The 25,509-nt window shown below is 53.1% G+C and carries 23 protein-coding genes; 10 read left to right on the top strand and 13 right to left on the bottom strand.

The window, feature by feature from the left end; genetic code table 11:
• The first annotated feature begins 8 nt into the window (after nt 1–8).
• Both M467_RS21265 and M467_RS21260 read left to right on the top strand, forming a co-directional pair.
• Complete coding sequence (locus M467_RS21265) at nt 9–686, top strand: response regulator transcription factor (RefSeq protein ID WP_021066180.1); 678 nt, start codon at nt 9–11, stop codon at nt 684–686.
• Nucleotides 683–2,077, top strand: a complete 1,395-nt coding sequence (locus tag M467_RS21260) for a sensor histidine kinase (protein ID WP_021066179.1) — start codon at nt 683–685, stop codon at nt 2,075–2,077. Before M467_RS21265 ends, M467_RS21260 begins: the two co-directional genes overlap by 4 nt.
• A 36-nt stretch (nt 2,078–2,113) precedes the next feature.
• Here M467_RS21260 and M467_RS21255 read toward each other — a convergent pair whose 3' ends face one another.
• Nucleotides 2,114–3,070 (bottom strand): F510_1955 family glycosylhydrolase, encoded by a 957-nt coding sequence (locus M467_RS21255; RefSeq protein WP_021066178.1) that lies wholly within the window; start codon nt 3,068–3,070, stop codon nt 2,114–2,116.
• 59 nt (nt 3,071–3,129) lie between these two features.
• The gene (locus M467_RS21250) at nt 3,130–5,136 is read right to left on the bottom strand and encodes a heavy metal translocating P-type ATPase (protein ID WP_021066177.1); all 2,007 of its coding nucleotides are present in this window, start codon (nt 5,134–5,136) and stop codon (nt 3,130–3,132) included.
• A 132-nt stretch (nt 5,137–5,268) separates the two neighbouring features.
• Between M467_RS21250 and M467_RS21245 the strand changes: the two genes are divergently transcribed.
• The 7 genes from M467_RS21245 (at nt 5,269) to M467_RS21220 (ending at nt 10,747) form a co-directional block, all read left to right on the top strand.
• Complete coding sequence (locus M467_RS21245) at nt 5,269–6,768, top strand: multicopper oxidase family protein (protein ID WP_021066176.1); 1,500 nt, start codon at nt 5,269–5,271, stop codon at nt 6,766–6,768.
• Nucleotides 6,769–6,794: 26 nt separating this feature from the next.
• Nucleotides 6,795–7,376 carry a YdhK family protein gene (locus M467_RS21240; protein WP_021066175.1) on the top strand — a complete coding sequence of 194 codons (582 nt, stop codon included), beginning with the start codon at nt 6,795–6,797 and terminating at the stop codon, nt 7,374–7,376.
• A gap of 438 nt (nt 7,377–7,814) precedes the next feature.
• A complete protein-coding gene (locus M467_RS21235) occupies nt 7,815–8,531 on the top strand; it encodes a peptidoglycan DD-metalloendopeptidase family protein (protein ID WP_021066174.1) in 717 nt (238 codons plus the stop codon).
• Between the two features lie 204 nt (nt 8,532–8,735).
• Nucleotides 8,736–9,893 (top strand): sensor histidine kinase, encoded by a 1,158-nt coding sequence (locus tag M467_RS21230; protein ID WP_021066173.1) that lies wholly within the window; start codon nt 8,736–8,738, stop codon nt 9,891–9,893.
• Between the two features lie 76 nt (nt 9,894–9,969).
• Complete coding sequence (locus tag M467_RS31760) at nt 9,970–10,116, top strand: hypothetical protein (protein ID WP_021066172.1); 147 nt, start codon at nt 9,970–9,972, stop codon at nt 10,114–10,116.
• 49 nt (nt 10,117–10,165) lie between these two features.
• Entirely contained in the window at nt 10,166–10,318 is a 153-nt protein-coding gene (locus tag M467_RS31730) for a hypothetical protein (RefSeq protein WP_021066171.1), read from the top strand.
• 186 nt (nt 10,319–10,504) lie between these two features.
• Complete coding sequence (locus tag M467_RS21220) at nt 10,505–10,747, top strand: hypothetical protein (protein ID WP_144060656.1); 243 nt, start codon at nt 10,505–10,507, stop codon at nt 10,745–10,747.
• A 98-nt stretch (nt 10,748–10,845) separates the two neighbouring features.
• Here M467_RS21220 and M467_RS21215 read toward each other — a convergent pair whose 3' ends face one another.
• The 7 genes from M467_RS21215 to M467_RS21185 form a co-directional block, all read right to left on the bottom strand.
• On the bottom strand, nt 10,846–11,535 hold the full coding sequence (locus M467_RS21215) for a glycerophosphodiester phosphodiesterase (protein ID WP_021066169.1): 690 nt from the start codon (nt 11,533–11,535) through the stop codon (nt 10,846–10,848).
• Between the two features lies 1 nt (nt 11,536).
• Nucleotides 11,537–12,847 (bottom strand): ABC transporter substrate-binding protein, encoded by a 1,311-nt coding sequence (locus M467_RS21210; protein ID WP_021066168.1) that lies wholly within the window; start codon nt 12,845–12,847, stop codon nt 11,537–11,539.
• A 15-nt stretch (nt 12,848–12,862) separates the two neighbouring features.
• Nucleotides 12,863–13,672, bottom strand: a complete 810-nt coding sequence (locus M467_RS21205) for a carbohydrate ABC transporter permease (protein WP_021066167.1) — start codon at nt 13,670–13,672, stop codon at nt 12,863–12,865.
• Nucleotides 13,669–14,574: a carbohydrate ABC transporter permease gene (locus tag M467_RS21200; protein WP_021066166.1), complete on the bottom strand. Its 906-nt coding sequence runs from the start codon at nt 14,572–14,574 to the stop codon at nt 13,669–13,671. Before M467_RS21200 ends, M467_RS21205 begins: the two co-directional genes overlap by 4 nt.
• On the bottom strand, nt 14,571–15,662 hold the full coding sequence (locus M467_RS21195) for an ABC transporter ATP-binding protein (RefSeq protein WP_021066165.1): 1,092 nt from the start codon (nt 15,660–15,662) through the stop codon (nt 14,571–14,573). The genes M467_RS21200 and M467_RS21195 overlap by 4 nt, the downstream gene beginning before the upstream one ends.
• Nucleotides 15,659–16,255, bottom strand: a complete 597-nt coding sequence (locus tag M467_RS21190) for a glycerol-3-phosphate responsive antiterminator (RefSeq protein WP_031200014.1) — start codon at nt 16,253–16,255, stop codon at nt 15,659–15,661. Before M467_RS21190 ends, M467_RS21195 begins: the two co-directional genes overlap by 4 nt.
• 191 nt (nt 16,256–16,446) lie before the next feature.
• Complete coding sequence (locus M467_RS21185) at nt 16,447–17,934, bottom strand: cryptochrome/photolyase family protein (protein WP_021066163.1); 1,488 nt, start codon at nt 17,932–17,934, stop codon at nt 16,447–16,449.
• 74 nt (nt 17,935–18,008) lie between these two features.
• Between M467_RS21185 and M467_RS21180 the strand changes: the two genes are divergently transcribed.
• Nucleotides 18,009–18,644 (top strand): class I SAM-dependent methyltransferase, encoded by a 636-nt coding sequence (locus M467_RS21180; protein WP_021066162.1) that lies wholly within the window; start codon nt 18,009–18,011, stop codon nt 18,642–18,644.
• A gap of 86 nt (nt 18,645–18,730) precedes the next feature.
• On the opposite strand, the gene M467_RS21175 is transcribed toward M467_RS21180, so the two are convergent.
• The 4 genes from M467_RS21175 to M467_RS21160 all read right to left on the bottom strand — a co-directional run bounded on the left by M467_RS21175 (nt 18,731) and on the right by M467_RS21160 (nt 25,425).
• Nucleotides 18,731–22,057 (bottom strand): Ig-like domain-containing protein, encoded by a 3,327-nt coding sequence (locus M467_RS21175; RefSeq protein ID WP_021066161.1) that lies wholly within the window; start codon nt 22,055–22,057, stop codon nt 18,731–18,733.
• Between the two features lie 121 nt (nt 22,058–22,178).
• A complete protein-coding gene (locus M467_RS21170) occupies nt 22,179–22,457 on the bottom strand; it encodes a hypothetical protein (RefSeq protein WP_021066160.1) in 279 nt (92 codons plus the stop codon).
• A gap of 115 nt (nt 22,458–22,572) precedes the next feature.
• The gene (locus tag M467_RS21165) at nt 22,573–23,622 is read right to left on the bottom strand and encodes a C45 family autoproteolytic acyltransferase/hydrolase (RefSeq protein ID WP_021066159.1); all 1,050 of its coding nucleotides are present in this window, start codon (nt 23,620–23,622) and stop codon (nt 22,573–22,575) included.
• 63 nt (nt 23,623–23,685) lie between these two features.
• A complete protein-coding gene (locus M467_RS21160) occupies nt 23,686–25,425 on the bottom strand; it encodes a methyl-accepting chemotaxis protein (RefSeq protein WP_021066158.1) in 1,740 nt (579 codons plus the stop codon).
• Between the last annotated feature and the right edge of the window lie 84 nt (nt 25,426–25,509).

Below are 25,509 nucleotides of genomic sequence, written 5' to 3'. Positions count from 1 at the left end.
GACCACATATGAAAATTTTGATTGTCGATGACGAAATGAAAATGAGACGGTTGCTCCGCTTATTCTTAGAAGGCGACGGCTACACCTGTATCGAGGCCGCTGACGGACGAGAAGCGATGGAACGGATTTCCGAACGTCCGGACTTGGTGATGCTCGACATCATGATGCCCGGCGTCGATGGGATCACGTTGTGCCGCCAAATCAAGGCGCTCGATGCCGAACTGCCCGTCGTCTTGTTGACGGCCCGCTCGGACAGTGAGACCACAATCCGTGGGTTAGACGCAGGTGCCGACGATTATGTCACGAAGCCGTTCGAAGGAAATGTGCTCCTGGCCCGGATTCGTGCGGTGTTGCGACGGAGCCGTGTCACCAATGTGAACTACGGACAGCTGCGCTATGAGGAAGCGAGCGGACGGATCCTCTATCGAGAACAAGAAGTCGTCATGACGCCGAAAGCGACGGCCATCTTGAAACTGTTCTTGCAACATCCGAACCGGCTATACAACCGGATGGATTTATACGACTTGGTGTGGCCCTACTCGTCCGAGTCGGACCCGCGCACGGTCGATGCCCATATCCGCATGATTCGCGACAAACTCGGTGAGGCCGGCTTCCCGATTGACGATTATTTGAAGACGGTGTGGGGTCGCGGCTATCGCTGGACCGAGGAGCGGTCGGACTCATGACATTCCGACGCAATAGCCTCCCGTTCCGAATCAGTCTGATTTTTTTATTGACGACGTTATTGATTGAAGGTGTCTTGTTCTTATTGCTCTACCATACGCTCCTCGGTGAACGTGTTGTCGAAGAAATCGACCGGCTCGAATCGAGAGCGGAAAGCCATGCGAGCGTACTGGCGATGAGTTTTGATGAAGAGACGATTGGCCACGTCGCGACGATGGAGAGCGAGACCGATACGAAAGTCGCCATCACCGCTCCCGACCACTCGATTCTACAGACATCCAACCGCTTCCCCGACCCGCTCTCGGTGCTCGTCCAAACGGAAGCGGACCGAGGGGATGCCGATGTGACGACCATCCTCGAAGACGATTGGGAGAACGAACCGTATCTCGCAGTACGGACCCCGATTGATGCGATGGAAAATGACACCCGTTACGGGTATGTGTATATGTTTCTACCGACCGAGATTATTCATGGCATCAGCCATCGGCTCCAACTCCGGTTTCTTTATATCACCGGCATCGCCCTCGTCATCACCATCATGACGTTCGTCTTGCTGAGCCGGTTGATTTCAAACCCGATTCAGCTGTTGCGCCGAGCGACCGAGGATGTCTTGACGAATCCCGAAACGTTGACCCTGCCGACGTCTCGAGAAGATGAGATCGGCGAGTTGGCCCGTTCAATTGAAGTGATGTCGCTTGAACTGGATCGTCTCCGGAAAGAACGAAATCAGTTCTTGTCGGACCTCGCCCACGAGATTAAAACGCCGCTCACGTATCTGCAAGGATATGCCGAAATCGCATCCAAACCGCAGACGCCAGAGTCGTTAAAAGAACAGTCGATTCAGACGATTCTCGAAGAGAGCCAAGCGTTGACCGAGCTCGTCGAGAACGCGTTCCAGCTCGCCCAGTTGGACGAGAACACGTTCACGTTGCATCGCGAACCCGTGGCCGTCGATGCGCTCTGCGACGATTTGCAACGCGTGCTCACCACGATGTTCCGAGTGACACCGATCGCGTTTGCTAGTAGCACCGATTGCTCCTCCAAGGACGTCGTCTTACAGTTAGATCGACATCGCATCTTACAAGTGTTCCGCTCCATCGCCCACAACGCGATTCAACATAGCGAGGCACGCCACGTCCGATTCGATATGCAACTTACGGATGAAGCACTTCACTTCACGATTCAAGACGACGGGAAAGGTATCCCTCAAGAAGATCTGCCTCACATCTTCGATCGCCTGTACCGGGTCGAAAAATCACGTTCCCGTCGTACGGGTGGCAGTGGACTCGGGCTTGCCATCGCCCATCAAATCATCCGGTTGCATGATGGTACGTTGACCGTCGCCTCTGATTCATCTGGGACGATGTTCACCATCACTCTTCCGCCCCACTAAAAAAATCCGGCACCTGAGCTCAGGCGCCGGATTTTTTCATTTCACTTTCCCTGCTTGCAACAGTTGCGTCCATTCCTCGTCTTCAAAGACGTACACACTGTTATCCGATGTCGCTAGCAAAAATCGCCCGTTTTGGCTGACCAGTTCGATCGGGACGCTGTCCGCGTTCAGCGAGGGCAGCTCAACGGTCGTCTCCGTCTCGTCGGTCAAATCCGAGACCACAAGATCGAACGAGGTACCTGTTTTAGCGATATACGCCAGTTGCCCCTTTGCTGCGGCCATCGTGACGATATTTCCTTGATTGTTGAACGCCTCGAACGTGTCTCCCCCGTCGTCTGAGACGAGGATGCCGTCCGGGCCATAGACGAAGACGCGTTTCGGTTCGCTCGCATCGGCTGTGATGCCGGCGATGCCTCGACCTTCGATCCCATCCATCTTCATCGGCTCAAACGACGTACCACCGTCGAGCGACCGATAAAAACCTGGTTCGAGTTCACTTGTCGCCGTTTCTAAATACACGTAAAGGCTCTCGGATTCAAAGCCCGCACTCATGTAGTGAAAATCGGCCTCGCCCTCTAGCGAACGAATCTCGAGCGTCTCACCTTTATCGGTCCCGCGGACGACACCGAGCGGATTTTTATACGGCGAATCCTGTGCCGGGTGACCGCTCGCATAGAATCCGTCTGCGACGAGCTCGAAGCCCATATAGTCGTGTCGGTTCGACGACAATTCGTACCAGCCGTCTTCCCTGAATTCCATCAGTCCTGTATGCGTCGCGATGACCGGACGCCCGTCTGGCCAAAAGCCGGCACCGTGGATATGGGAGACCACGATGCCTGTTTTTGTCGCTGTCCAGCGGTCCGGCACCTGTTCCGTCGACGCCTCTTTTTCTTCCGTGACCGGTTCCGTCGACTCGCTCGCTGGTGTCGCACCCCCACACGAGGCAAGAAATACAGTCGTCAAAAACATCGGTACGAATAGCTTTCGTTTCATAATAGTTCCCTCCATCTTTAGCATCCTCCTCATTATAGAGACCAAAGATGAAAGAATTGTTAAAGCTTGAGCGTCCGCGCGTTCAAGGCGACGATGACGGTACTGAGACTCATGAGCACGGCGCCGACGGCCGGTGACAAGATGATACCGATTGGGGCCAACACGCCGGCCGCGAGCGGGATGGCGACGATGTTATAGCCGGCGGCCCACCACAGATTCTGAATCATCTTGTTGTATGTGTTGCGAGACAAGTCGAGAATCGACAGCACGTCTTTCGGGTTGCTCCGGACGAGGACGATATCAGCCGTCTCGACGGCGACGTCGGTGCCGCTACCGATGGCAATGCCGACGTCCGCTTGGGCCAAAGCCGGTGCATCATTGATGCCGTCCCCGACCATCGCCACTTTGCTGCCATCGGCTTGGACGGTTTGCACTTGCCGTGATTTATCATCCGGCAACACTTCGGCGTACACTTCCTCGATGTGAAGTTGTGACGCGACCCAGTCGGCGACTTTCCGGTTGTCCCCGGTGAGCATGATCGAGCGGACGCCCCGGTCTTTCAACGCTCGGACCGTCTCTTTCGCTTCATCGCGAACCATGTCCGCCAAGGCGATCATACCGACCAACTCCCCGTCTCGAATCGTGAAGACGACGGTCTTCCCGGCGGCCGATAATCGGTCGAACGCCATTTCGTCAATTGAGAGCTCATGCTCCCGAATATAGCGGGGGCTGACGACTTGAACGTGACCTCCCTCTACCTGTCCTTCTAATCCAACACCCGTGATCGAAGCGAAATCGACGACTTCAGGCAACGTCAACTTGCGTGTTTCCGCTTCCCGAAGAATACCTCGTGCGAGCGGATGCTGCGAGGCCGTCTCGACCGCGGCGGCCAGACGTAACACTTCCTCTTCTGTATGAGCAGATGCGGCCTCAATGTCCGTCACCCCGAAATCGCCTTGCGTCAACGTTCCCGTCTTATCGAAAATGACTGCATCGAGATGACGCGCCTCTTCGAATTGGGTCCGATTCCGAATCAACAGTCCACGTTTCGCCGACAGGGCTGTCGAGACCGCCACGACGAGCGGAGACGCGAGACCGAGCGCGTGCGGACATGAGATGACCATGACGGTGACCATTCGTTCGACGGCCATACTGACCGGATATCCGAGGGCGACCCAAATGACGAACGTCAGCACTCCCGATCCGACGGCGACATAAAACAAGAGCTTGGCGGCCCGATTGGCTAGGTTTTGCGTTTTCGATTTGGACTCCTGCGCTTCTTTGACCAAGTCGATGACTTTCGCCAAGTATGTGCTCTCTCCCGTGCTTGTCGTCGAAATCGTCATGCTACCTTCTTGGTTGATTGATCCTGCGATGACGACATCCCCTGTCTCTTTTTCGACAGGCATCGATTCACCGGTCAACATCGACTCATCAACCGTCGTCCGCCCTTTCAGCAGCTCCCCGTCGACAGGAATCTGCTCGCCCGGTTTGACGAGAATCAAATCCCCGACAGCGAGCGCCGAGACGGGAACGTCCTCGATGTCACTCCCGTTGATGCGGTGTGCCACGCTCGGTAATAGACGAACGAGCTGTTGCAACGCGTTCGACGCACCCATGATTGAGCGCATCTCAATCCAGTGCCCGAGCAACATGATGACGATTAACGTCGCCAACTCCCAAAAGAAGTCATGTCCATGCCCATATCCGAACACGATGGCAACACTATAGAAGTACGCGACGCTGATGGCAAGTCCAATCAGCATCATCATCCCCGGATTTCGTTGACGCAATTCGTCGATGCTACCTTTCAAAAACGGCCACCCTCCGTAGACGTACACAATCGTCGCCAACACGAATAGCGTCTCCTTTTCATAAGGAAACGTGAGTTCGAAACCGGCCCACTCTTGAATCATATCTGACAAGATGAGAATCGGAATCGTCAGCCCTAACGAGACGAAAAATCGACGCTTATACTCTTCAATCATCCCTTCATGTCCGCCGGCATGCGAGTCATGCGCTTCCCCGTGTTCATGATGAGATGACGTGTGGTGTGAATGTTCCACGTTGACCACCTCCTATGTATACCATATACCCCTATATAGTATATAAAAACTTATTTTCCGTTTAACAAATATTTCATAACTTGTTGGTATAACTAAATAGGCTCTCGCTTTTAAACGAAAGGATGATGCCTTATGAACCGCGTAATGAAATGGGTCATCGGGATGGGTATAGTCAGTATCGTGATTGGATTGTTCTTGCTTTTGTTCACGTTTGCTCCTGGAAACTGGATGATGGGCAACAGTTCATTCATGGGAGATCGGAACGATGGTGGCATGATGCATGGCAACGGCGGGATGGGACGTGAGGGTACCGTCGAGCTCGCCGCGTCGAACGAACCGAATCAACGACTCCCCATCCCGGAACCGCTACGACCTGACCGTGTCACGGACGAGGCGCTCTATTATACGGTGCGGATCGAACGTGGCGAGCACCGGTTCTTCAATCAAGGTGTCAGTACCGAGACGCTTGGCTATAACGGGAATTTGCTCGGACCGATGATTGAATTGCCAGCTGGAAAGACCGTCTATATCAATACAATCAATCAGCTCGATGAACCGACCTCGTTCCATTGGCACGGTCTCGTCATCCCGGGAGCCGAAGACGGCGGACCCCATCAATCGATTGCCCCGGGCGAACAAAGACAAGTTCGTCTCGACATCGACCAAGAACCGGGCACGCTCTGGTTCCACCCGCATCCGATGGGCGCGACGGCCGAACAAGTATACCTTGGTTTGGCCGGACTCTTGTACGTGACGGATCAAACGGAGACCGGGTTGCCGAATGAATACGGTGTCGATGACATCCCGCTCATCGTTCAAGACCGTCTCTTCACAGCCGACGGACAACTCGATTACGACCGCCAGATGAACATCGATGGGACGGTCGGTGATACGTTGATTGCGAACGGAGCGATCAATACAACGTTCGACGTGACGACGAACACGTTACGCGTCCGTCTCGTCAACGGCTCTAACGCCCGGAATCTCGACTTCTCCCTATCGAACGGGGAGGCGTTCACTCAAATCGCGACTGACGGCGGGTTGCTCGATCGACCGGTTTCGCTTGAGACGTTGACGCTCACACCTAGCGAACGGGCCGATATTTTAATCGACTTTTCAGATCTGTCGCTCGGGGACGACCTCGCTCTTCAAGCTGACGGGATTCCGTTCACGACGTTCACGGCGCGCGACCACATCGAGCAAGACGGTGATTGGACGGAAGCTTTTACGGAAGCTCCTGTCGCTAACGAGTCGAGCGAGGCCGATCGCCGGCTCACGTTGTTCGGGATGGGCAATATGGTTACGATTGACGGCAAACAGTTCGACCCTGACCGGATTGACATTAACGTCCGGCAAGGCTCGACCGAGGTGTGGGAAATTTATAACCGAGAAGACATGATGGGCGGGATGACCCACCCGTTCCACGTCCATGGCGTCCAATTCCGGATACTTGAACGGGACGGCAAGCCTCCGCCTGACAACGAACGTGGCTGGAAAGATACGGTCGCCGTCGCACCGGGCGAGAAAGTGAACATTGAAATGACGTTTCGAGAGACAGGGACGTTTATGTATCACTGCCACATCCTGGAGCATGAAGAAAACGGGATGATGGGACAATTGAAAGTAGACTAATCACACTTAACTTGGAGGGAATATGAATGAAATGGAATAAGAAACTTGGAATGATGACGATGGCACTCTCACTGAGCGGTTTACTCGTTGCTTGTGGTGAAGACGACACGACGAATAATGATACGAACATGAATGATCAAATGGAAGAGACGATGGACGGGAACGACCATTCAGGAATGGACATGTCCGGGTCTGGTGACGTCCCCGAAGGATTGAAGTCAGCAGAGAACCCGACGTTCGCGGTCGGCGACACGGCCGTCATCACAGAGGCCCATATGCCTGGCATGGAAGGCGCGGAAGCGAGCATCGTCGGCGCCTACGATACGGTCGCCTACAGTATCTCGTACGACCCGATGCACGGGGGCGAGCGCGTCAAAGACCATAAATGGATCATTCATGAAGAGATTGAAGGTGCACAGGACGCCCCGTACGAGGTCGGCGACGAGGTTGAAGTCAATGCCGAGCATATGAGCGGTATGGGCGGCACGACTGCTACCATCGATTCTGTCGAAGAGACGACGGTCTATATGGTCGACTTCACGTTAGAATCCGGCGAAGAAGTGACCAACCATAAATGGGTCACCGAGAAAGAACTGTCGGCACCTTAATCGAAACGTTTGTCTGAACGTGGTCACGCCTTCTCAGTAAGAGCAGGCAAGCGAAACCGGGGCACATGTCTCGGTTTTTCTTATGTATGGGACGAAGCATTTCAAGGAAACAACTGACAAAAGGGATTGATTCTCATCGGCCCTTTTTTATTTAGGCTAAACCATTTTAAATTACCCTGTTTTTCAAAAGCTAAACTCCGAGAAATCGGAGTTTTTTTGAATTTTAGGCATATATTCTTTTACCAACAAAACGTTGCATGTCTCATTTTCGTTGATATGACTGGACTTTCTCCAATACATGATTGTTTTCATAACGATTATACTTTTTTGAAATATAAATGACATATTAGAATCTATTTTTTGATGGTAAAATTTTTTTATAAGGTAATTATCATTTTTATGTCGCATTGTTCCATAATTGAAAGGATTTACCATACTATGAAAAAACAACTGATGACGATCACATTAGGCGCCCTTCTTGTTTCCGGCTTGACAGTTCCCGCTTCGACACCGGTAGAGGCAGCTACATCGTATAAAGTCAAAGTCACGACGAATGTTTTGAACGTGCGGAGCGGCCCATCGACGTCTTATCAAAAAGTCGGCAGTGCTAAACTCGGCCAAACGTTCACCTATCTCGGCGCGACCGGCTCATGGACAAAAATCAATTATAACGGCAGTACAAAATACGTCTCGAGTACATATGTTAAAAAATATAGCAGCACGTCACTCCAAACAGCGACAGCGGGCAAGTTTTTGATTCCTGCGAAAGGCACGTTGACGCAAGGTTATGGCCCGGCGAGCGGCAAATACGGCTACACGTTCCATAACGGCATCGACTTGGCGGCCGCGAAAGGCACGACCGTCCAATCCGCCGCGTACGGTGAAGTCATCGTCGCCCGTAACTATGGAGCGTACGGTAACCACGTCATGGTCACACATACCGTTGACGGTCAAGCCTATACGACTGTCTACGCTCACTTGGACCGCTTGAACGTCGTCAAAGGACAGAAAATCGCCAAGGGTGGGAGAATCGGTACGGTCGGCAACACCGGCAACTCGTACGGAAGCCACCTCCACTTCGAAATCCATAAAGATAAATACGTCTACAGTAGCTCGACGGCTGCCAATAGCGTCAACCCATACACGTTGTTCTAATCCTAACACCTTCCTCTAACATACGAGGAAGGTGTTTTTTCCTAGAATCGTGCGCATTCCGTCCGACTATCCCGGTTGTGACCCATTTCTAGCTAGGTCTATGGGGGGTATAGGGAATCATCGGCGAATATCGTATAATAAAGGAGTATGTCGGATATTACTTTACGTTTATATATAGCCTTATATCGAAGGGAGGTTCGCGCGATGACTCGAAAGTCATTCTATCCGGCTCGTCGGTACCATGGGCGCTCGACGGCTAAACGAATGAACCAGATTCACGCACCCCAGTCGTTACCGATTCATTCACTTGTCGAAGAAGTTCAAGACGCCGTCTGCTATATCGACTTCACACGGAACCATCTGTATTCGAATGAACAGCTCCGTGCCATCTGTCCCTCGATGGTCAACCAGCGTTTCTCGCGCCCGGAAGACATGACCCGGTTCTTCTACGAAGCGTTCGAGCGGAACGGCGCAAATATGAACGATGTAACGCTGTTTTGGGACGAGCTCATGACGAACCGGTTCGGCTGTTGTCCGAGCATGGATGCGAAGTCGCTCCGCATCGGCGAGCGAACGATGCAAGTCATCGTGAACTTTACGCACACGCCGCGCGGCGCATTCCTCATGTGGCGGGACATCACCGACTCGATCCGCTTCGAGGAGCAGAAAGACGCCTTCCTGGCCGAACTGTCCCATGAGTTCCGTTCCCCGCTCACGGCCATCAATGGTTACGCGGAACTGCTCATGTACCAACATGGCGACGACGAGAAAACACACGGGATGTTGACACTCGTCAAACGGGAGGCCGAGCGACTCGAGCGGCTCGTCGATAATTTCCTCGACTACCAGCGTGTGAACTATTCCGTGGAGTTATTGTCGTTGTCGACGTTCGACTTGCGACCATTGCTCGAGGACATCGTCGCTCACTATAAGACGACGGCCCCCAAGCATGACGTCATCTTGTCCGCGGATGACATGACCCTCGAAGCCGATCAGGAGAAGCTGTTGCAGCTGCTCCATAACTTGATTGGGAACGCGATCAAGTATTCGCCGAACGGCGGCACGGTCCACATCGAGCTGACGACCGAAGACGACACGTCTGTCCTGTCGGTCCGTGACACCGGAATCGGTATCCCGAGCGACGCCATCCCGTACGTGTTCGACGAATATTACCGGGTCGACTCGGATGCACACCGTCCGATCAAAGGGACCGGTCTCGGCCTACGCATCTGTAAACGGATCGCCGAAGCGCACGGCTGGGGCATCCATGCCGACTCCGTGTACGGTGAAGGCACGACGTTCTCCATCTACTTATATCCTAGTAGCTCGACGTCACTCGCCGAACGAGAGACGTCCGACTGACAGGACCGTCTCTTTTGAATGAATCGCCTTTAAAGCGGGAACAGACGAAATGAGAAACGTAGAAAGGATGATTCGCATGAAACGTCAACGTGGTTTTTTGGCACTTCCTGTCGCCGTCGCCTTTATCCTTATTTTCGGGCTGTTGTTCGATAACTGGTGGCTTGGACTCGGGATTGGCATCGCGATGTTCTTCGCGTTCCAAGGGACGAAGAAGAAGGCTTGAAACTTTTTTAGGCGGCGCCCGTAGTAATTGGACAAAGGAGGCATGCTCCATGTCCAATAAACAAACGACCGGCAGCTACGCCTTTCCGCTCGCCCTCGGCGTCGGTGTCTCGACTGCCATCGCGCTCGATCACTATTTGATTGGACTCGCAATCGGTGTCGGATTGTATTTCGCTTTTAGTGATTCACCGAAGAAGATATGACAAAGACCGCTTCATTGAGCGGTCTTTGTCATATTTACTCGGTAGCAGTTGATTGATCTCATTTAAGGAAGGCTGATGTAGATGGCATCTAACAAACCTATACCCAAGTTTCAACTCGCTTTTGCGTTACTCCTGTTAGGAGGTATCTTTTTCCTTCTTCATGAAGTAAATCAGCGAGAAACTTTTTTGAACGAAACGTTAACTGAGCATTTTTCAATCGATCAGAGCGCCTATGATGTCGAGTTCAGCATGAATCAATTTGGGTACTTATATCGCTTGAATTTCGAGGACGAAAACAGAGTCGAGTATGAATTTTTCGTCAAAACCAATCAAGAGAAAGAGTACGTCGTCACCTATTATGGGCATAACTCGTATGGCGATTCACCTTTGAAAGAAGATGAATTTACCACGTTGAACGAAGAATACTAAATTTAGAGAATTGCCATGAGAAGAGGCCAGCTGATGCGAACACGTCGCGCCAGCTGGCCTCTTTTTACAAATCGACTGAGGCATATCCCAACCTCACTTCAATGACGCGACTTCGATTGGAACCGCTCGACCTCGTCCGTCATGATGGCGTCGACACCGGTCATGTCCGGTAATTCACTCGGGTCATTGATGGTGTACAGGCGAAGCAACCGATTTTGTTCGCGCATCATCGCCGCGTCCCTCGTCCCGATAAACTCCGGTTGGGCATGGACCGCCTCGGCACCGACTCGTTCGACGAACTCGACGAGCCGTGGATGCCCGTCCCCGGTCAAGACGGCGATTCTCGCCTCGCGGGCGACGTCCCGCAACCGGACGAGCGTGTCCGGGTTGAACGAGGAGAAGACGACACGCTCTTCTAACTTGAACTCGGTGACGGCGAGCCACGTCAAATACTCGATTCCTTCATAATCAAATTGATCTGTCTTCAGCTCGATATTGAGCGTGACGTCGGACGGTTCAATCAAGACGAGTACTTCCTCGAGCGTCGGGATCCGTTCCCCGCTCTCCGTCCGGAGCAAGCGGAGCTGTCGAAGCGTCATATCCTTGACGAAGCCGCTTCCGTTCGTCGTCCGGTCGACCGTCTCGTCATGGATCACGACGAGGCGTCCGTCGCGCGTCAATTGGACATCGAGCTCAATGCCGTCGACGTGAGGCAACGCCGCCTTGAACGCGCTGATCGTGTTCTCCGGATACTTGGCGCTATAGCCGCGATGTGCGTAAATCAACATGTCATTGTCCCAAGGTGGAAGTTGTCTCATCGGCCGCGCGTTTCAACGCCTCTTCGACCGATACGCCTTGGTATAGGCTCTCCATGGCGTTGACGACGCTTTGACGGGATTGCGGGAACGTCGAGATGAGCGCACCTTGCGTCGCCGGAGAGGCTGTCGTCTCGCTCAATTGATCGACCGTCACTTTGAGCTGCGGATACTCGGCCCACATCTCTTTGACGACCGGCTCGTCATACGCTTCCGGATTAATCGCGAAGTAGCCCGTGTCGACGTGCCATTTGGCCTGTGCTTCTTTCGACGCCGCATACTTCATGAACTCCCATGCGCCTTGCTTCGTCTCGTCGGCGATGCCGTCCCCCATCCAGAGCGAGGCCCCACCGATGATGACACCTTCACGATCGGCTTCGTTCGGGACCGGCAAGTACGACGCGCCGACCTCGAAATCGGCGTTGTCCGCCACGGTACGGATCCCGGCCGATGAGTCGAGATACATGGCGACTTTCCCTGATTGGAAGGCGGCGCGCATGTCGTCCCAGTTTTGACCGACGTTCATGAATGTCTTCTCGTCGTACATCTCTTTAATCAAGTTGAAGGCATTCTGCCCTTCTTCCCCATCGAAGACGGCTTTCGTCGGTGCCCCGCTACGGCCGTTGTCGTTGTCGACGTAGAGCCCGCCTTGCGCGGCGACGAGCTGTTCGAAGAACCAGCCATAGTTGAGCATCGTGAAGCCCGTCTGGCCATCGGTCGTCAGCGCCTTCGCCGCTTGCTTCAACTCGTCATACGTCCGCGGCGCCTTTTCCGGGTCGAGGCCCGCTTTCTCGAACGCGTCCTTGTTGTAGATGAGCACCGGCGTCGACGAGTTGAACGGCATCGAGTATTGCTTACCGTCGACTTGGTAATAGCTCAAGATGTTCTCTTCCCAGACGCTCGTATCAAAGTCTTCTTTATCGATGAACTCTTGGACCGGCGTGATTTTGTTCGAGTCAATCATGTATTTCGTACCGACCTCGAACGTCTGCATGATGGCCGGTGCGTCCGGTGAGCCCGCGACGGCGTTGAATTTCGTGAGCGCCTCTTCATACGTCCCTTGGAACACCGGCTTCACTTCATACTCTTCTTGCGACTCGTTGAAGGCGTCGACTTGATCATTGAGCGCCGTTTCCAAGTCCCCGCTCATCGCGTGCCAAAACACGACTTCTGTCTTTCCGTCCGTCGTCGTGGTCGCCGCGGCCTCTTCCGCTTCTTGACTGCCACATGCCCCGAGCAATAACACCGAACTGGCCAACCCTGCGAATAATGCTGTCTTTTTCATGAACGTTTCCCCCTATTATTTGATCGCACCTTGCGTCAGACCTTCCTGTAACTGCTTTTGTCCTGCGAATAACAGTAGTAGCGTCGGGATGATAATCAGGATGACCGCCGCCATGACGACGCCCCAATCCGAGGCGACCTCGTTCGACTGCATCTGTTTAATCCCAATCTGCACCGTCCGTGCCTGCTCCGTGTTCGTGACGAGGAGCGGCCATAAGTACATGTTCCATGTCGTCAAAAAGCTATATACCGACAACGTGACGAGCGGCGTTTTCGACACCGGCAAGACGACGTTCCAAAAGAAGCGGAACCGGCTGATGCCGGCGATTTGGGACGCCTCATACATCTCGTACGGAATCGTCTTGAACTGTTGGCGGAGCAGGAACGTTCCGAACGCGAGCGCGAAGAACGGCACCGACAGCCCCCATACGGAGTTGAGCCAGCCGAGCGACTGAATCGTCAAGAAGTTCGGTACCATCGTCGCTTCCCACGGCACCATCATCGTCGCGAGGAAGAGCATGAAGATGAGCCCTTTCCCTTTGAAGTCGATGAAGACGAACGCGAAGGCGGCGAGGCTCGACAAGACGACCTGACCGACCATGACGAGGAGCGCGACGACGAGACTGTTCCATAAGTACGTCAGGAGCGGGATGCGCTCGAACGCGGCGACATAGTTGTCGAACGTCACGTCGCGCGGGATGAGGTTCCCTTTCAACACTTCGCTACCGTCCATCAGACTGATCGAGAAGGCGTAGGCAATCGGGAACAAGAGGATGACCGCACTCAAGATGAGGAGCGCATACGTGATGATTTTCCGGAGCGTCATTGGTAATGCACCTTCCTTTCGACGAGCTTGAACTGGAGCCACGTCAACCCGAGCACCGCAAGGAACAAGAGCACGGCCTGCGCGCTCGCCCCGCCGACGTTATAGTTGATGAACGCGTCCTTATAGATGGCGTAGACGATGACGTTCGTCGAGTTCGTCGGTCCGCCTTTCGTCAGCAAATCAATCTGCCCGAACGTCTGGAACGCATTGATGAGCGAGATGATGCCGACGAAGAAGAGGGTCGGGGACAGCATCGGGATGGTGATCGCTCGGAGCTGGGTCCAATACCCCGTCCCGGCGATGTCCGCACTCTCGTAAAGCGTCCGGTCGATGTTTTGCAGGCCGCCGAGGAGAATCAAGAACGTGAAGCCGATGTTCATCCAGACGGTCGCGAGCGACACGGATAAGAGCGCGTACTGCGGGTCGAGGAGCCACTGCACCCCGCTCGCCCCGACCGCTTCCAAGAAACGGTTGAAGATGCCGATGGACGGGTTGTACATGAACATCCAGATGACGGATGAGGCCGCGACGCTCATGCCCATCGTCGCCGAGAACGCCGTCCGGAAGATGCCAATCCCGCGCAGCTTCTCGTTGGCGAGGAGCGCCAGACTGAGCGCGATGATGATTGTGAGCGGGACGGTCAACAGAACGAAGCCGACCGTCGCCTGAATGCTCTGCCAAAACGAGGCGCTCGTGAACAGCTTGGCGTAATGCTCGCCGCCGACGTAGCTGAGTGGCGTCCCTTGTGTGTCCGTTTGAAAGAAACTCAAGTAAATCGTCCGGAACAGCGGATAGACGAGGAAAATCCCGAACAGCGCGATCGACGGTGACAAGTAGAGGAGCCCGCTCGTCGCGTCCGATAGTCGGGTCCGGACGCGTTGTCTCGGAAGGGCGACCGTCATTGGAACACCTCCAACGCCTCGAACAGTTTCGGTTGCCGCGGTTCGATACGATTGCCGTTCGTATCAAACAAAGATATCTGTTTCGGGTCGACGTAACAGGCGATTTTCTCCCCGATCGACAGCGGCCATTGTCCCGGCCATTTGGCGAGCCACTCGACGCCGCCCATGTCAAAGGCGAGAATCGTCTCCGTGCCGAGCACCTCGATGTTCTTCAGTTCGGCATAGAACGTGACATCCTCTTTCGCCGGCGTGATTTGTTCCGGGCGGATGCCGAGCGTCGCCGTATCTTCTCGCGTCAGCGTGTTCGGATGGAACAGGCGTCCGTCCGAGGCGACCCAGCCCTTGTCACTCCGCTGCACCGGCGTCAAATTCATCGGCGGTGAACCGATGAACGAGGCGACGAACGTGTTCGCCGGCTTGTTGTACAAATCGAGCGGTTGACCGACTTGTTGGACCTCGCCATCGTTCAACAGCATCATCCGGTCGGCCATCGTCATCGCCTCGACTTGGTCATGGGTGACGTAAATCATCGTCAGCTTGAGCTTGCGTTGCAGCTGTCGGATCTCGGAGCGCATTTTGGCCCGAAGTTTCGCGTCCAAGTTCGAGAGCGGCTCGTCCATGAGGCAGATTGGTGACTCGGTCACGATGGCCCGGGCCAAGGCGACCCGTTGCCGTTGCCCGCCCGACAGTTCACGCGGCTTTCGCTTCAAATAGTCGGTCAGTCCGAGCGTTTCGGCCGCTTCCATGCAGCGTTCGCGCTGCTCGAGCTTCGTCAGTCCTTTCGTATGTAACCCGAACGTGATGTTCTTCTCGACGGTCATATGCGGATAGAGCGCATAGTTTTGGAACACCATCGACAGTTGGCGTTCGCTCGGTTTCAAGTCGTTCGCGGCGACGCCGTCGATGCGGAGCGTCCCGCTCGTGATTGACTCGAGCCCGGCAATCATCCGGAGCATCGTGCTCTTCCCGCAACCCGACGGTCCGACGAGGGCGAAGAATTCACCGGCCTCGATCGTCACGTCGATGCCACGGATGACTTCCGTCTCGTCGTATGACTTTTTGATATTCTGCAGTTGAATCGATTTCATATGATATCCTCCTTCATTCCTTGCGACGCCCATAATCGCTCATCCCCGGTCGAGACGGCGAACGCCCCGTGAGAAAGTGCTTCATGCACGTGAATCGGTTTTCGGATCATCCCACCCGTCACAATCGGCAACGAGACGTGTTCCGCGACGTGCTCGATGACACTCGGAATGAGACCCGGCATCAGTTCGAGCGCGTCCGGCTGTTGGTCTTTCGCCATCTTGATGCCTGAAGTGATTGCGTCCGAGTCGACGAGGAATAGGCGCTGCACCGTCATCAGGCCGGCCCGTTTGGCGTGTTGAATGACCGACGCCTTCGTCGTCACAATCCCGTCGGCGCCGACGCGTTTCGCCAAATAGTCGATGCCGTCCCGGTCGAGACTGATGCCATTAATCCGTTCGGCGTGCAAGAACACGGTCCGGTTCTCCCGCTTCAAATGGGCGACGTAGCGGTCGAGCGTGCTGAGCGTCCCCATCATGAGGAACGTCGTCGTCACGTCCGACTGCAGGAACTTCTCGAGTTGTTTCGGTGATTTGATGGAGGCGATCATCTTCTCTTGTCCAATCGTGCGGAGCGTTTCATTCACTTGAATCATCCTTCCCTAGAAAAAAGGACCAACAGAAACAGGACGTCATCGACGTACGGGCTTCTGTTGGTCTCTCGAATGTTCTACCAGTTGCTATTCACTTGGCATGAGGGGTCTCACAAGTCATATCGTACCGGATGAATGTAAAGCGGTCGTGAAGGACGTGCAAAAGTTTGTGAAGACGACGTAAAAAAACCGACTCATAAGGAGTCGGTGTCGTGGATTGTCTGTCTCGCCTTCGCCAAAATGTCGGCTTTGACGTCGTCGTCCCGCCCTTGCCAGTTGCGGACCATCATCTTCATCCGTTGGTTCTTTGCGAACCGCTCCTCGTGCTTGTCGATGAAGTTCCAATACAAGGCATTGAACGGACAGGCGTCTTCTTCAGTCGTGTGTTTCGGATTATACTTGCAGCCCTTACAGTAGTCGCTCATCTTGTCGATGTACTTGCCCGAGGCGATATACGGCTTCGTCGCCAATTTCCCGCCGTCGGCATGGAGCGCCATCCCGAGCACGTTCGGAAGCACGACCCAGTCGTAAGCATCGATATACATCTCATTGAACCAGTCGCTCGTCTGTTGTGGCGACACTTCGAACAGCGTCGCGAAGTTGCCGAGCACCATGAGCCGCTGGATGTGGTGGTTGTGCGCCCGCTCGATGACCGGCTTCACACTCTGGTGGACGCAGTGCATGTCCGTCTCGGCGTCCCAAAAATAGTGTGGCAAGTCGCGCTCATGCTTGAACGTGTTGACCGACTCATATCCCGGCATCGAGGCCACGTAGACGGCGCGCATATATTCGCGCCAGCCGAGGAGTTGACGGACGAACCCTTCGACCGAGGCGAGCGGCGCATCCGACGCAATGGCCGCTTGAACGACCTCGTCCGGTGTCAGGAGCCCGATGTTGATGGCCGCGGACAGCAGGCTATGCGACATGTCTTGATTGTCCGACAGCATTGCGTCCTGATACGGACCGAACGTCTCGAGACGCTCCTCAACGAACCGTTTCAATGCCCGTCGTGCCTCACTACGCGTCACCGGCCAGACGAACGGGGTGATGTCGCCCGGATGGTCGGCGAAATCGCGATTCACTTTTTCGATGACGTCTTTCGTGATGGCGTCCGGTCGAAAATGGATTGGTGCCGGGAACGTCAGCCCGTCTTTCGGCGGCTGGCGGTTATCCGCATCGAACGACCATTTGCCACCGCGCGGCTTCCCGTCCTCGAGCAACACGTCGAACCGTTTCCGCATCTGGCGATAGAAGCGGTCCATCCGCCATGGCGCGTTGCCGATTGTGTCGACGGCTTCCTTCTTCGTTAAATAGAAGAGCGGCACGTCCGTATGTTCGACGAGCTTATGCTGCTGACCGAACTGTTTTAACTTCTTCTCCATCGCGGCGTCGGTGACGGCTGTGTAATGAATCTCTTCCGGTTCATATCGTGTGAAGTGGTCGTCCCATGCGTCTTGGAACGAGTCGGCCTCGTGATAGTCGACCGTGTAGCCCTTTTCTCGCAGTTCCTCAGCGAAGTGACGCATCGCCGAGAAGATGAGGACGAGTTTCTGTTTATGGTACGGCCGCCACGTCGCCCGTGACGTCGCTTCGATTATGACGATGACGTCATCGCTCTCAACGTGATCGAATAGCTCGAGTTCGTGCGACAGTTGATTGCCGAAAATCCAAAAAGAACGCATCGATTCAACTCCCCTCCCAAAATGGTTATGCTACACTCAATCTACATCTACTGGATACGGAAAGGAATGGTTCGATGCGCTTCATGCGTCTCCAAACATGGATTGACAGTCAATACGAGAATCCACGCGGCATCGTCGGGACGTATATCGGTGAGAAGATGGTCCGGCAACACCGGGTCGAAGTCGATTGGACGATTGAACAACTTCACATTCAGCCCGACCACCGCATCCTCGACCTCGGTTGCGGGGCCGGCGACGCGCTGGCGCAGATGCTGCGTGGCTTTGAGCACGTGCATGTGACCGGACTCGATCGTTCCCCGACCATCGTCCGCTCGGCGCTCCGACGAAATCGAACGGACGTGCAGACCGGGCGAGCCGACGTCGTCGAAGGCGACCTCGGGACGCTCCCGTTTCCGGACGCACAGTTCGACCGTGTCTTCAGCATCCATACACTCTACTTTTGGGAAGACGTGCCTGCGGTGCTTGCCGAAATTGATCGCGTTCTCGTTCCGGGCGGGTCATTCGTCATCACCTACTGTGACGGGAAAGGTGACGTGACGTGGGATGGCATCGCGTCCATCATGCGGGAACAGTTCATCCCCGCCGCTTCGGAACTCGGTCTCATCGACGTCAAGCAACAGCGAGGACCTGACTCGCGTGATTATCATACGGTTGCCGTGACGGGGCGGAAGCCGCACGATGATTTCTAATCATCACTTTATAAGAATTTTTATTCCATTTGCTGTTTAAAATGAAAAGAAACCTCTCGAATGTGAAATCTCGAGAGGTTTCTTTGTTATTTAGCAACGATAGTATTGATACGCTTCGTCATATAACTCGAGCGTGTCATTTCAACGGTCAACATACTGCTTTGACGTTGTTTATTCACATAAACTTTGAAGTTCCCTTTCGAATCAACTTTGACAGCCTTTCCAATATTCGAATCTCTACCATACACTTGTACCGTCGCACCCGGATGTCCTTTTCCGGTCACATAGGTGTGACTCGTTCGTACAGTATTCACACTGAATTGTTTGAACGCATACTTGATGGTTTGTACAGTTGCCGTCGACACATTTCCAGTAGTATCTTTTGCACGGACCGAAACGGTTTTTCCTGGTAGCCATTTATTAATCGAATAGGCGTATGAACCAGAGCTGTTCGCTTTCGTCGTATAGGTCCGCCCGTTATACGTAATGAGGACGGTTGCCCCTTTTTCTGTCTTCCCCTGGACTTTCGTTGACGCTGCCGACATTGCATGGACTGTCGGCTTGGTTGGTGCCGTGTTATCTTTCGCCTTGAGTGTAACTGACGTTTTTTGTCCAAGTCTAGGAATGGTCACGAACTTTAAGCTTTCGCCTTCTTTGTACATACGGACTAGATAGAAACTGAATTTACCTGTTGCATCGATGTTCGTTTGACCAATTCTAGTCGTACCATTCCACACTTCAAGCGTTGCCTGCGGCTCTCCCACGCCTGTAATGTGACGGGATGCTTTTTGGAATTTAACGGCGGATACATTTTTGCCGCTATACGGTTTTGTGACCGTCTTCTTGACTTCATACTTAATCGTTTTATCCGGATTGACGAGTTTGACTGTCACGTCGGCAGGTAATTCAATATCATTCGACCATGTGACCACATTGCCCATGTGTTTATGGCTGACAGTTTGCCCGTTCACGGTGAACTCATACTGTTTTTGAATCATATTGTCTGATGGGGAGTAAAACCAAATTCGCTGATCCCCATTCATACGAATATCTTGAATTTTGTCACCGACTGGTCCTACATAAGTATATGCCACATTACCCGCTGCATCCTTTGTAGTGATTCTTACTTTACTGTGACGGACCCCATTATAGAATAAGTACATAGGGTCTGTCGTTTTAATGACAAAATCCCCTGTTTTCGAGACTGAGACTGCTTTCTCTTTATCACTTCGATAAGTGAACGTAACTTTGGCCCCTGGTTCTGTTTTTCCATAGATGAGTCGTTCACCTGGCAAAACATACTTTTGAAGCGTTACTCGAGGTGCAACTATGTCTTTGATTGTAACTTTATTTCCTTCCGACCAATTACCGGAGAGGTCTTTAACTTTGACGACAAGATGGGTCACGCCGTCCCTCTTCAAATTTGAGACAGGTAACTGTGAGGTCGTTATGATTTTAGAGTTGTTTTTTGGGAACGAATGGATTGGTTTGACGATGCCTTCTCGCAACAGCCTCTCCCCTTTATAGTATGCAATCGTAAAGTCCGTTACTTTTTCATTGGCTTCGGCGTCTATTTGCGTCGCTTCGTCAGACAAGATTCCGTACATTTGTAATGTCGGTTTCATCGTATCCTCTACTGCATACGTGAAGCGTTGATCTGCTTTCCCCGCCACTTGAACGAGGACGTTAAACGTCGAGACTTTCTCCAAGTTGACGGCGAACTCAAATTTCCCAGAGGCATCTGCCGTCACTTCTTTTGTGATTCCTTTCGAGAACTGAAGCTTAGCGTTCGGTTCCGTCGTCCCTGTCAACACTTTCGTGTGGTTTGTCAGTTCTTTGATCGATGGTTTTTGAATCGCATCAAACGTTCCTTCAACCCACTCCGAGACGCGTCCATCTTGAAGGAGCGTCCTAATCATGAACTTGTCATTTAGCTCAAGTGGAACCGTCGGATTTTTCAAATCTACTTTCTCAACAATCGAACGTCCGTCCGACTTTTCGATCTTCGTTTCAAATGATATCGTTTTGTTCGGGTAATGAAATGGTGGAATTCCAATTACCATACGATCACTTTCAAGTTTGAAATTTGGAATCGGAGCGGGGCGATTATCCTCCGCACGAAGCTCTACTTTTGGATGAGAATAATTATATTCGTCCAAATAAGAGACCATATAGTTCAGTCCGTATAGTCTAGGTAATGAAAAGACAATGTTACCCGCTTCATCACTTTTTGCCTGTACACGAACTTGAGCATTTCCAGCTTTTGGATCCGAGTAGGCCACGACAAACTTTTGGTTTGGTGTCGCTTTACCGATCAATCGTGCTTCTGCGAGATCAAACGATTGTGTTTCAAATTTGATTGTTTCGACTTTACGTTTAACTTTTACTTGCTTCGTGAAAATGGTCTGGCCATCTTTTTCAATCGTAAGCGTCCGATCGACTCGATCGTTTTGTGGGTAATAACAATCAAACTGCCCTTGTTCATAACTGATGCCACACCCATCGCCATCAATTAAAATCACTGCACCTGGGAACGTCACTCCCCGAAATTGCGTGAATGACTCTTCGATGATAAATAAGGGACGATCTGGCGTTGCTTTGAAAGCGGGCATTGTGAATCCGTGAATTCCACCAAGCATTTTATTCATCAAATGTGCCGGTTGAATCGAGTATCCCTGTTCTTGATAGGCCCATATTTCCCAACCTATGAATGGGAAATCGAATTTACCCGTCCCATCGGCTTGTACAATTTCTTCATCATAGCCTATTTTCACGACTACTTTCACATAAGGCAACGTCGTCCCAGATACGCGTAGCGTCTCATGTGGGGCAGCGTCTAAACGAATGATATCCGTCTTCGCAGCTGTTTCTTTATATGTTTTGATCGGGGTCGATGCCTTTTCCGGACTACTCACATAGACACTAACAGAGTCCGCTTGATTTTTTGGTATTCTTAACGTACCCATTCCTTCTTTTGCTCGTCCCTCATATGTCGCATGGATTGTATGAGTTGGGTGTGTAATGAACACGAACTCGTTATCAATCATCCCGAGGTATGTCACTTCTTGCGGAGCTGCAGGTTTCATTTGAGGTTTAGGTTCACTTCGCTCAACCATTTGAATGACCTGATCAAAACCATCGCTATTCCGCTGATAAATGGCAATTCTTCCTACTGGTGATTTCGGAAACGTATATGTAAACTTTTTATTCGCATCACTTGTGGTTTCGACAAGTTTTTCATCAGCGACAATCGTGACATGCTGATTGGGTTGATCCGTAGTTCCTTCTATAACACGCAAATCTGCGGTCGTTTCCGATACGTTTACGGCTTGTATAGGCAGAGGTGAAATGATTGCTCCCAGTAACATCATCGCGATTAAAATCGCACAACTTTTTTTTACTTTTATAAACATCTTTCTGTCTCCTTTTGGAAATATCTGATTAACCTTAAAAAATATAGCATGATTTTTTATATGCAAATTCAGTTTTTGCTAAAGTGGGTCAATAAAAAAACTAGACGATGTCTCGTCTAGTTTAGCCCCGACTCTTGCGCGTTACGGCAATCCCGCCGAACCCGCTGATGATGGCAATATAGAAACCTAAATCATAGAACCAGCCGGTGTTGTTCACCTCATAGACGCGATACGTGTCATTGAACAATCCTAAAATGAGTGACACCGGTGCGATCCACCCGTGCCAGACGCCCCAAAAGAAGCCGGCCGGGTCGGTCGTGTACGTCCCGTCGCCCGGCACACAGCCGCCGAGGACGAGCATCAAACTGAGCATGATGGCTAACAATCCGATTCGTTTCATAATGAATCCCTCCTGCTTGTAGTATTCCCGGTTTTAAAGAATTCAGTACGGCCTAACGTGCGCCAGACGAACGAAAACAAGCAGCGACTCATCATGAGTCGCTGCTTGTTTTTCGTTACCGCCAAAGTTGGACCGTGTTCGCGAACTCGATGTCGGTCTCGATTTCCCCATCGAGGGCATGTAAATCGAAATCTTTGCCGTCGAGCCACTCCTGAAAATCGAAGATGACCGGGTCGCGGTCGCCACCGAGGGCGAACCACGTCTCGAGCGTCTCCGGGAAGTAAGCCGCCGTGTGAATCGTGCCGGCCCAGCTCTTGTACAGCTCCGAGAAGACGCCTTTGTCCGAGTCGTTCATGAGCCGGAACGCACTCTCGGCGTCCTGGACGATATGTTGATACATCTTGATTTCCATCATCCGGCGTGTTGAATCATCAAGATGGTAACGGTTCTCGTGTTGTAGCAACTCGAAATGGTTCGTACAGATATTCGACTCGCGGACGCGAATGTCGCGCGGTGTCGCTTCGATGACACGCGTCTTCGACGACTTGTCGTGGACGACATACGTGAACGAGCCACGGTGCGGAATCTCTTGAAGCAGATCGACCGCCTCCTCGACCGTGGCGCACGTCTCGAGAATCATTCGGCCAATCATCTGACAGACGAACCCATCCCCCGGGCGCCGGCGGTTGATGAAGTTATAACCCATGGCGAGCCCTTTCTCGTTCATCCCGTCCATCCGGCCGGTGACACGTGAGACGGGACCGATAACGGCGTAACCCTCATCTGGCTGGAACACGTTATAGCGTCCATCGTACGTCATCGGGTGATAGTCATAGTTGCGGACGAGGAAGTTGTCCCCCGTCAAAATCGAACAGCCGCTGACCGGATTATTGACCCGGAAATGACCGAAGTGAAGGAGCGTGTCGGCGAGCGTCAACTCGAGCTCGTCCTGCAGACCGAGCAGTTCTTCCCAAATCTTTGGGGCGAACCGGTCGAACGCCTGCTTCGCCTCGCGCTCGTCAATCTCAAAGCGCGGGACGCGGAGCTTCCACTGGTCGGTCCGATTCTCGAGCAGTTTGCTACGCTTGATGTATTGTCCTTGAAAGCGGCCAAAGTCATAGTGACTGCCGCGGAATTGTGTGAGTTCACTTGAGACGCGTTGCATGAAAAAACCTCCCTTGCGCCTAGTATAACGGACGCAACGGAGGTATGTCTGACTTGAGACTGTTTACAACTTGAACTGTCGGCTCATGCGTTGCATGTCCTCGGCCGTGTGCGACAAATCTTTAACGAGCCGGTTCATCGTCTCGCTCGTCGCCGACATCTGTTCGGTCGAGGCGGCCACTTCCTCGTTACCAGCCGTACTCTCTTCAGAAATCGACGCGATGTCAGAAAGACCACGTTTGATGTCGTCTTGGTTCGTCTTGACGCGTCCGAGCTGCCCTTGCATCGAGTTCGTCAGGCGTTGCATCTCCCGCACGCTCTGTTCAATCTCATTGAAGGCGCGCTTCGTCTCCTCGAGCGTCCGCTTGCCGTCCTCGGCAGCGTGCATGCTGTCCGTGAACGTCTCGCCGAGCGCAATCGAGTTTCGTTTGACGCTGCCAACGATTTCCGAAATCTCACTGACCGACCGCGCAACGCTGTCGGATAACTTGCGAATCTCAGAAGCGACGACGGCGAATCCTTTTCCATGCTCCCCGGCACGAGCCGCCTCGATGGCCGCGTTCAAGGCGAGCAAGTTCGTCTGCTCAGAGATTTGACGGATCATCGTGACGAGCGCCGTCACTTCGTCCGCCTGTTGCTCGAAGTCCTTCACCTGGCCTTGCGACTCGCGCACTTGCAGATGGATGTTCGTCATCTTGCCGACGGCATCCTCCATCAGTTCGAGCCCTTCTGCCGTCACACGACTGACGACTTCCGCTTGTTCGCTCACGCCGTTCCCGTCGTGCGCCGTCTGGTCGACAAGTCCCGAGAACTCATTCATATGTCCGTACAGTTTCATCGTGAGCACGCTCTGATTCTCGACACCGCCCGCGATTTCTTCCATCGTGAACGCGATTTGACGCGAGGCATCGTTCACTTCTTCCGAGATGCTCGCCACGTTGCCGCTCTCATCGCGCACCGTCTGAGCGGACGTTTGTAATCCGGAAATCAAGTCGCGGAGCATTTTCGTCATCTGATCCATCGAGGCGGTAAGCCGCTTGATCTCATCGTTCGCTTTCAACTGGATGTTGTCCATCTCACGAGCCGCCGTCGCCAAATCCCCGCTCGCGATATGGGTCGCGACACGCTCGAGCTCCCGGAGCGGACGAAGTTTCCAGCCAAGGTAGCGCCAGATGATGACCGAGGCAATCCCAAGCAAGACGACGAGTCCGATGAGAATCGGCGGCAAGCTCTCTTGCAACACGTCTTCCGTCACCGCTGCGACATCACTCGCCCCTTTGTCGATTCCAAGTACACCGATGACGTCCCCGCCTTGTTTGATCGGAACGAGCACCGTCATATAGTCCCCGTACTCTGGGTCCTCGACAATCGGTGTCGTGACGGTCCCCCCTTCAAACGCCGCTCTCGCGTCCGCAAACGATGTCGCCGTCGTCGGCGTTCCGATATCGACCGCGTCGGCCGCGCTCATCCCATCGACGATGATTTGAAGCTCTTCGCCGTCGGCTGCGAGTGTGTACACATACATGGCCCCGATTTGCGTCCGATACGTGTCGAGCTGTTCCCGAAACTGCTCGAACCGTTCATCTTTCGCAGGGTTCTGTAAAAATGCCGCATACGCTTCCGCGTCGATCGCCTCGCTGATCCGGGCCCCGTCCGCCAACAGGACCGCTTGCATCGAGCTCTGTACCGTATGCTTCGTACTGACGTACTGCAACACGCCGAATGTGACGATGAGTAGCGTGATGAATGCCAACATCATCGCCAAAATCCGCGTCTGTAGCGATTGTGGTTTATTTCGTTTCATGTGATTCCCTCCATTCGTCCTTACTGTATGTATCGGACGATTTCCGAAAAAACTGCACAAAAAAACGGATGATTTTCGACAAAA

Source organism: Exiguobacterium chiriqhucha RW-2 (assembly GCF_000416965.1).
GTDB classification, from domain to species: domain Bacteria; phylum Bacillota; class Bacilli; order Exiguobacteriales; family Exiguobacteriaceae; genus Exiguobacterium; species Exiguobacterium chiriqhucha.
Note: the sequence above shows the minus strand (reverse complement) of the source record. Positions and strands in the feature narration are given on the sequence as shown.